Genomic DNA, 7601 nt, shown 5'->3' on the forward strand with positions numbered 1-7601 from the left:
ACTTCGGTCCGTCATCGGTCGAGCCGGTCGGTCGTGTCCTCGGGGGCGGCCGAGCGGGCCAGGTCACGCAGGTCCCACCACTCCGCGGGGCGGGGGCGCCGCCGCTCCCAGTGGGGATGGAAGTACAGCTCGGTCGACAGCCGGTACAGGCGTCGGCGCAGCTCGGTGCGGCCGGGGTGCTCGGCCAGGCGCCGGTACGTGGCGCTCCACTCCCGCTGCGTCCGGGCGAGGTCGTCGGGGAACGATCGCATGACCGGATTCAATCATGTGTTCGATTTTATGGGCCAGGGCACCGGCCGTCGGCTCCATGGACTCGCCCACCGCGCGGACCTGTGGGCGCCCGACCCCCCCGCACACGCCGAAGGGGCCGCCCGCACCGGTGAACCGGTGGGACGACCCCTTCGGAGGATGGGTCAGGAACGCGTGGCCTTACGGCGGCGCGTCGCCAGGACGATGCCCGCGCCGCCCGCGAGCAGCACCGCCGCGCCGCCCGCGATCAGCGGCGTGTTGCTGCTGGCGCCGGTCTCGGCGAGGTTGTCGCCGCCGCCACCGTTCGGGGTGGGGGCGCCCGGGGTCGACGTGGACTCCGAGGCCGACGGGGTCGGGGAGTCCGTGCCCGGGGTCTCGGACGCCGGAGGCGTGCTCTCGGAGGCCGGCGGGGTGGACTCCGAGGCCGGCGGGGTCGACTCCGAGGCCGGCGGAGTGGTCTCCGTGGCCGGCGGGGTCGCCGGAGGCGTGGTCTCGGTGGTCGTGCAGTCCTTCGTGCCGCCGTTCCAGGCCGCGATCAGCTTGTCCTTGATGACCGGGTGGTCCGGGCCCTTGGGGAGGTCGCCGTGCGGGAAGCCGTCCTTGGCGTCGAGCTTGCCGTCGAACTTCGTGTTGCCGCGGTAGAGGTCGACCTGACCGAAGCAGCCCGCGTCGGGGATCGCGACGTCGAGGGTGTCGACGGCGCCGGCCTTGACGGTCACGCTGTCGAAGTCGTGGAAGACCTGCTCGCCGGAGGTGGCGAACGTCGGGCCGTGCGCGAGGTAGGACGCGAGGGAGGCGGTGCACGTGGTGGCGTCGCCCGCGGCGCGGACCTTGACGTGGACCTTGCCGTCGTCGCCCGGCTTGAGGTTCTGGTCGTCGACCTTGACCGAGGCGTAGAAGTTCTTGCCGTCGAGGGAGAACTCGCAGCGGTCGGTCTCGGTCTTCGAGCCGGCGCCGGTGCCCGGCTTGTAGTGTCCGCCGTCTCCCCAGCCCTTGCCGCCGGGGCAGTCGGAGGCCGAGGCGACGGAGGCGAGGGCGGCGGAGAAGGCGAGCGTCGCGGCGCCCGTCCCCAGCAGACGACGAAGGGTGACACGTCTCGCTATGGACATACGTATCCCGTCAGGATGAGAGTGAGTGATCACAGGAAGCATCAGAAACACTGGGCCCATTGGTCACATGCGCCACGGTGTTCACACATCGTGGTTCGCTGGCGGAATGCTGTCAACCTGCGGTGATACAAGGCCCGTTCGAAAGCCGTCACAATTTCGACACACCAGGAATGATCAACTCCGGTAAAGCCCGGGTTGAATTTCCGGTGAGTGGACAGATATCCCCTTTGTCGCCCAATTTGTCGTCCACTGGGTCGCCTGCTCGAATTCGCCACCGCACGGAATGCCCGCACTTCAGAGGAGCCCGCGTGATCTCCCGCACCACCACGCCCGACCTCTCCGGCAAGGACCCCGACTGGTGGCGGCAGGCCGTCGTCTACCAGGTCTATCCCCGCAGCTTCGCCGACGCGGACGGCGACGGTCTCGGTGACATCAGGGGCGTCACCGCACGCCTCGGCCACCTGGCCGCCCTCGGCGCCGACGCCCTGTGGCTGAGCCCCTTCTACCCCTCCGAACTCGCCGACGGCGGCTACGACGTGGCCGACTACCGGGACGTCGACCCGCGTCTGGGCAGCCTCGACGACTTCGACGCCATGGTCGCCGAGGCCCACCGGCTCGGCCTGAAAGTGATCGTCGATCTTGTCCCGAACCACACCTCCCACCGGCACGTCTGGTTCCAGGAGGCCCTCGCGGCGGGACCCGGCTCCGCCGCCCGCGCCCGGTACGTCTTCCGGGACGGCCGCGGCGCGCACGGCGAACTCCCGCCCACCGACTGGCAGTCCGTCTTCGGCGGCAGCGCCTGGCGGCGGGTGCCGGACGGGCAGTGGTACCTGCACCTGTTCGCCCCCGAGCAGCCCGACCTCGACTGGTCCCACGAGGAGGTCCGCGAGGACTTCCGCACCACGCTGCGGTTCTGGTCCGACCGCGGCGTCGACGGCTTCCGGGTGGACGTGGCGCACGCCCTGGTCAAGGACCTGACCGAGCCGCTGCGCGACCTCGGCGACCTGCCCGGCGTCGCCGAGGAGGCCCTGGACCACCTGCCGCCGGGCAGCCACCCCTACTGGGACCGCGACGAGGTCCACGAGATCTACCGCGACTGGCGCACGATCCTCGACTCCTACACCCCGCCCCGCACGGCCGTCGCCGAGGCCTGGGTGCCGGGCGCCCGCCGCGCGCTGTACGCCCGCGCCGACGAACTCGGCCAGGCCTTCAACTTCGAGTACCTCCAGACCCCGTGGGACGCCGACGCGCTGCGCCAGGTCATCACCGACTCCCTCGCCACCGCGCGCGCGGCGCACGCCTCGGCGACCTGGGTGCTCTCCAACCACGACGTCGTACGGCACGCCTCCCGCCTGGTGCTGCCGCCGGGCACCGACGAGAACGCCTGGCTGCTGGCCGGCGGCCTGGCGCCTGCCGTCGACCTCGCCCAGGGGCTGCGACGTGCTCGCGCGGCCACGCTGCTCATGCTGGCGCTGCCGGGATCGTCGTACGTCTACCAGGGCGAGGAACTCGGCCTGCCCGAGGTCGCCGACCTGCCCTTCGAGGTGCTCCAGGACCCGATCTGGGAGCAGACCGGGCGGGTGCGCAAGGGGCGCGACGGATGCCGGGTGCCGCTGCCGTGGACCACGACCGGGCCGTCGTACGGCTTCGGGGCGGGCGGTGCCTGGCTGCCGCAGCCGGAGTGGTTCGCCGAGTACGCCGTCGAGGCCCAGGACGGCACGGAGGGCTCCACGCTGGAGCTGTACCGCACCGCCCTGCGACTGCGCCGCAAACTCCTCCAGGGGGAGGACCTGACCTGGTCGGACACCGCCCCGGCCGGGGTGCTGGACTTCGTCCGGCACGACGGCTGGCGGTGTGTCACCAATCTGTCGGAGACCGCGGTCCCGCTTCCCGAGGGGGAGGTGCTGCTCGTCAGCGGCCCGTCGGCGAACGGACTGCTGGGACCGGACACCACGGTCTGGCTCGGCCAGGGCTAACCCACTGTCGGTGAGGCGCCCGCGGCCGGGGCGGCGCCGCCGCCGTTCGCGTTGTTCTCGCCCGGGATCCCGAGCGGGGTGGACGTCGGGTTCGGCGGCGGGGTCAGCACGACCATTGGCGCGCCCGGCTGCGGGGCCGGCGGCGTGAGGTCGGTGGCGGGCAGCTTCGGCGGGGTGGTCTGCATGAACAGGGCCTGGTCGAAGTTGACGAAGCCGGTCTTCTCCATGACCGTCATGTGGTCGAGCACCGTGTCGTTGGCCATGTCGGCCAGCGAGCGCACCAGGGAGTTCTTGGTGGTGGAGCGGATCTTCGCGATCGCGTTGAAGATCGAGCCGTGCGTCACGCGCAGGATGTTGGCGAAGTTCGAGTCGAACTGCTGGCCGGAGCTGGAGTCGATCGTGTTCACGAAGCCGACCTGCTGCGGGCTCGCCACGTTCGGGATGGTGATGTTCAGCATCGGGGCGATCTTGCGGCAGGCGGCGTCCAGGGCCGCGTGTCCGTCGATGAGGTGCTTTCCGGCCTCCTTCACCTCCGGGGTCGTCCCCTTCGTCTGGGCGATCTGACCCAGCGGGTACTCCCAGAGACCGGCCGCCCGCACCTTGACGACGAAGTCGCGGTCCTGCTCGGTCAGCGGTCCCCACTGCGTCTGCGCGATGATTCTGTCCTGTGCGGTGGACGCCTGGCTGACACCCAGCATGGACGGGTACGCGAGCGCGCCCAGGGTCAGCGTGAGGGCTCCGCCTACGAACAGCGTTCCCATCGCGTTGCGCGAGAGTGGCACCGTGCCTCCTGCCCGATCGGTGACCCTGCCGGCAGCCGGGTCGAACGCACAGGAGTACGCAGCCGGGGGCGCCCGTGTTCAGCGGCTCTTCCCCGGTTGACCTTTCGTTGACCGGTTCACGGGTAAGTCACGGGGAAGTCCGGGGCAAATCACGGGAGAGTGCGAGCGGGCTCCGCGCCTAGATTCGCTGCATGTCCATGCCACAACAGCGGTCGCTTCCCGTCCTGCCCTACCGCAAGCCCACCAAGGGCCGCGACTACTGGGTCCTCGACGACGTGCTGCCGGACGTCGACGCCGTACGGGAACGCTGTCTCGCCAAGGACGACTGGGTGAAGGGACATCCGTACACCTCGGAGACCTGGCCCGGACTGCGGACCATGCCCGGACTCGAACCCGCTGAACTCGCCCGCGTGGAAGGCCTGGTGCGCAAGGCCACCGGGGCACCGAGGCTCTGGGTGCAGCAGGCGCCCGGCGGCGGCACCCTCAACCACAACTGCGTGCAGGTCGTGGGGGAGGGCGAGAGCGAGCCCCGGCCGCACACCGACTCCCGGGCGCTGTGCCGGTACGCCGCCGTGCTGTACCTGAACCCGGGTGTCCCCAAGGACTGCGGCACGAGCTTCTACCGGCAGTCCATGCCGGGCGGCCGGCTCGGCGGCAACGTGGTGCAGGCCCCGCACAACAACCTCGTCGAGGCGCTCGGCACGCGGTTCGTCGCACCGGACGCCTTCGAGGAGGACGTACGGGTGCCGCACAAGTACAACCGGCTGCTGCTGTACAACGCCAACCTCGTGCACAGCGCGACCGGTTACTTCGGCGGGACGCTGGCGGAGAAGCGGATGACGGCGGTGTTCTTCTGGATGGCGTGAGCTGACGGGGGTTCAGGGGTTCAGGGGTTTCCGGCGGTTCCAGTGGGCGGTTCCAGTGGGTGGTTCCGGTGGGTGGTTCCGGTGGGCGGTTTAGTAGCGGACCGCTCGCGACACCTTCGCCGTCGCCTTCCCGGACAGGGTGTGCGTGCTGCGTGCGGTCGCCTTGCCCGTGCCGCCCGCCGGGACGTCCGACACCGTCACGACGACCACGTCGAGCAGCTTGCCGTCCTGGCCGGTGAAGTCGACCTGGACGGCGAAGGACTTCGCCGAGTCCGCGCGGTTGGTCGCGGTGACCTCCACCGTCGTACGGCCGTCGGCGGCGGTCGTGGGGGCGGCGAGCCGTACGTCGTCCTTGGCGTCGACGCCGTTCTTGATGTCGTCGAAGCGCCGGCCCGCCTCCGCCGTGGCCGACGACACCGCGTCCCCGGCCCGGGAGGCGGCCGAGGCGACCTTGCTCGCCACGGAGGACGGGCTGTCGCCGTCGGAGCAGGCGGTGAGGCCGGTCAGGCCCGTGAGTCCGGTGAGGGCCAGGGCCGCCAGCAGTGCGGGCGTCGTCCAGCGGGTCATCTCGCCTCCCAGGATGCGGTCCCTCCAGTGAAGGGCCGCTGCCGTACGGCCGCACGCCCGGCGTCACCCGAACGGCCCACCCCCGTGGTGGCCGCCCGCGCTGCGCCGGATGGTCGAAGCACCTCGATCACGAAAGGTGGAACACGGCCATGACACAGCAACCGCACGCCACCCAGCCGTCCGCCGGCGGGCAGCAGCAAGCGTCGGCGGGCATGTCCGCGACCGCGCCGGGCCCCGGTTTCACGCCCACCGAAGCCGCGTGGGCCTCCGGCGGGGTCGTCTTCGCCGGTGTGCTGATGCTGATGAACGGCGTCCTCGCGATCTTCCAGGGCATCTCCCTGCTCGCCGAGGACGACGTGTGGGCGCGGGTCAATGACTACGTCTACAAGGTCAGCCTCACCGGCTGGGGCGTGATCCTGCTCTGCCTGGGCGTGGTCGCCGCGGTCACCGGCGCGTTCATCCTCCGGGGCGCCGGGTGGGCCCGGATGACCGGCATCTTCCTGGCCTCCCTGAGCATGCTCGCCCAGTTCCTGTTCCTGCCCTACGCCCCGGTCTGGTCGGTCATCATGATCGGCCTCGACTTCTTCGCGATCTGGGCACTGGCGGTATACCGACCGGCTATGCGGGGCTGACGGGGCGCGGTGAGTTTGGCCGGGCCCGGCGGATCATCCCGGCGGGGCCCGGCCGCAGCGCGGCGGATCGGCGGGCGGGTCGGGGGCGCTGGGCAGCGTCAGCCGGGATGAGCAATCGACCCGACAACCCGCCGGCTGTCCCTGTCCCCACGCTCCGGCAACCCGCCCGGTCCCTCCGTCGAGCAGCCCGCCGCACCCCGCCCTCACCCCGCTCACCTGCGACAACCTCGACATGGACCGGGACGCGAGTGCCGTCATACGTGGCCGAGGCCGCCGCTGCCGAAGCCTCCGCTGGAGCCGGGCAGCCAGCGTTTGCGGTGCTGGTCCTTTCCTGTTCTGGTTCCCGAGTGGTGGAGCTGGTGGGGCATGAGCCGTTCCTGCCCGTCCGTGGCGTCCGACAGCTCGTCCGGTTCCCGCATCTCCCGGAGTTCCCGGACGGGACCCGTCTCCGGAAGCCGTGGCTGTTCCTCCACGCGTGGCCGCGGCGATTCGCGGTCCTGGACCCGCATCCCGAACTGCACCGCCCACACCAGTGCACCGGCGATGAACAGGCCACCGACAAAGGCGGCGATCACGTTGAGTACTTCGCTCGACGTGGCCGCCAGGACAAACGTCGTCGTACTCATGGTCCGATTATCGCCGATTCGGCCGGAATAGGCAGGGGCCGGACCGAGTCCCCGCACGCACCGCCCCACCGCCGGGAGGACCCCCGTGAACCGTTCGCGGGGGTCGCGACGATGAGAGGGTGAACCGATCTTCTTCCCGGGGGACCACATGAACGAGAACGCCGTCCGACCCGCCCTCCGCCCCGCGCGCGGATCCGCCCGGCTCGCCGTCGCCGGGCTCGGGCTCGCCGGTGCCGCCTGGGCGCTGCGGGCCGTGTGGCAGATCCGGCTCGCCGTGGCGGGGGAGCCCGCTGCCGGGCCGCCGGACCAGGGCGAGGGCCGGCACCGCCCGCTGAACGCGCTGGAGAACTCGTACCACCTGGTCAGCGCGGCCGGCGACCTCCTCGTCCTGCTGTGCGCGGCCCTGTTCATCGGCTGGCTGTGGCGCATGCGGGACAACGCGCGCGCCCTGTCCGGCGAGCCGCCCCGCTACGCCGGCATCTGGGTCTACGCCTCGTGGATCGTCCCGGTCGTGAACCTGTGGTTCCCGCGCGGCATCGTCGCCGACATCCACCACAAGAGCGCCCCGGGCCGCAAGCTGCCCGCCGTCGTGAACGTGTGGTGGGCGCTGTGGCTGGTCGGCCTGGTCACCGGTGTCGGGCTGACGTACGACGACAGCACCGACGAGATCATCGCCCGCGCCTACCACGGGGTCACCGGTCTGCTCCTCGCCGACCTCGCCGTCGTCGGCGCCGCGGTCGCCGCCGTCCTCATGGTGCGCACCCTCACCGACACACAACATGCGCACATCGGCG

Annotated in this window: 9 protein-coding genes; 4 read left to right on the top strand and 5 right to left on the bottom strand. The window is 71.2% G+C overall.

What is annotated here, in order from left to right; genetic code table 11:
• Nucleotides 1-11 precede the first annotated feature (11 nt).
• Together AQJ54_RS33505 and AQJ54_RS33510 are read right to left on the bottom strand one after the other, a co-directional pair.
• The gene (locus AQJ54_RS33505) at nt 12-251 is read right to left on the bottom strand and encodes a hypothetical protein (protein WP_062025855.1); all 240 of its coding nucleotides are present in this window, start codon (nt 249-251) and stop codon (nt 12-14) included.
• Nucleotides 252-413: 162 nt separating this feature from the next.
• On the bottom strand, nt 414-1358 hold the full coding sequence (locus AQJ54_RS33510) for an LAETG motif-containing sortase-dependent surface protein (RefSeq protein ID WP_062025857.1): 945 nt from the start codon (nt 1356-1358) through the stop codon (nt 414-416).
• 308 nt (nt 1359-1666) lie between these two features.
• Here AQJ54_RS33510 and AQJ54_RS33515 point away from each other — a divergent pair, with 308 nt between their 5' ends.
• The gene (locus tag AQJ54_RS33515) at nt 1667-3334 is read left to right on the top strand and encodes a glycoside hydrolase family 13 protein (RefSeq protein ID WP_062243715.1); all 1668 of its coding nucleotides are present in this window, start codon (nt 1667-1669) and stop codon (nt 3332-3334) included.
• Here AQJ54_RS33515 and AQJ54_RS33520 read toward each other — a convergent pair.
• Entirely contained in the window at nt 3331-4095 is a 765-nt protein-coding gene (locus tag AQJ54_RS33520) for a DUF4142 domain-containing protein (RefSeq protein ID WP_062025861.1), read from the bottom strand. The genes AQJ54_RS33515 and AQJ54_RS33520 overlap by 4 nt on opposite strands.
• 212 nt (nt 4096-4307) lie before the next feature.
• Between AQJ54_RS33520 and AQJ54_RS33525 the strand changes: the two genes are divergently transcribed.
• Nucleotides 4308-4982, top strand: a complete 675-nt coding sequence (locus AQJ54_RS33525; protein WP_107121185.1) for a DUF6445 family protein — start codon at nt 4308-4310, stop codon at nt 4980-4982.
• Nucleotides 4983-5072: 90 nt separating this feature from the next.
• Here the strand turns inward: AQJ54_RS33525 and AQJ54_RS33530 are convergent, their stop codons facing one another.
• A complete protein-coding gene (locus AQJ54_RS33530) occupies nt 5073-5549 on the bottom strand; it encodes a hypothetical protein (RefSeq protein WP_062025863.1) in 477 nt (158 codons plus the stop codon).
• 149 nt (nt 5550-5698) lie between these two features.
• Here AQJ54_RS33530 and AQJ54_RS33535 point away from each other — a divergent pair, with 149 nt between their 5' ends.
• Nucleotides 5699-6181 carry a DUF7144 family membrane protein gene (locus AQJ54_RS33535; RefSeq protein WP_062025864.1) on the top strand — a complete coding sequence of 161 codons (483 nt, stop codon included), beginning with the start codon at nt 5699-5701 and terminating at the stop codon, nt 6179-6181.
• 254 nt (nt 6182-6435) lie between these two features.
• Here AQJ54_RS33535 and AQJ54_RS33540 read toward each other — a convergent pair whose 3' ends face one another.
• Nucleotides 6436-6807 carry a DUF6479 family protein gene (locus AQJ54_RS33540; protein WP_062025865.1) on the bottom strand — a complete coding sequence of 124 codons (372 nt, stop codon included), beginning with the start codon at nt 6805-6807 and terminating at the stop codon, nt 6436-6438.
• 148 nt (nt 6808-6955) lie between these two features.
• Here AQJ54_RS33540 and AQJ54_RS33545 point away from each other — a divergent pair.
• On the top strand, nt 6956-7601 hold a 646-nt coding region (locus AQJ54_RS33545; RefSeq protein ID WP_062243717.1), incomplete at its 3' end, for a DUF4328 domain-containing protein.

Source organism: Streptomyces griseorubiginosus, from assembly GCF_001514195.1.
GTDB lineage: Bacteria > Actinomycetota > Actinomycetes > Streptomycetales > Streptomycetaceae > Streptomyces > Streptomyces griseorubiginosus.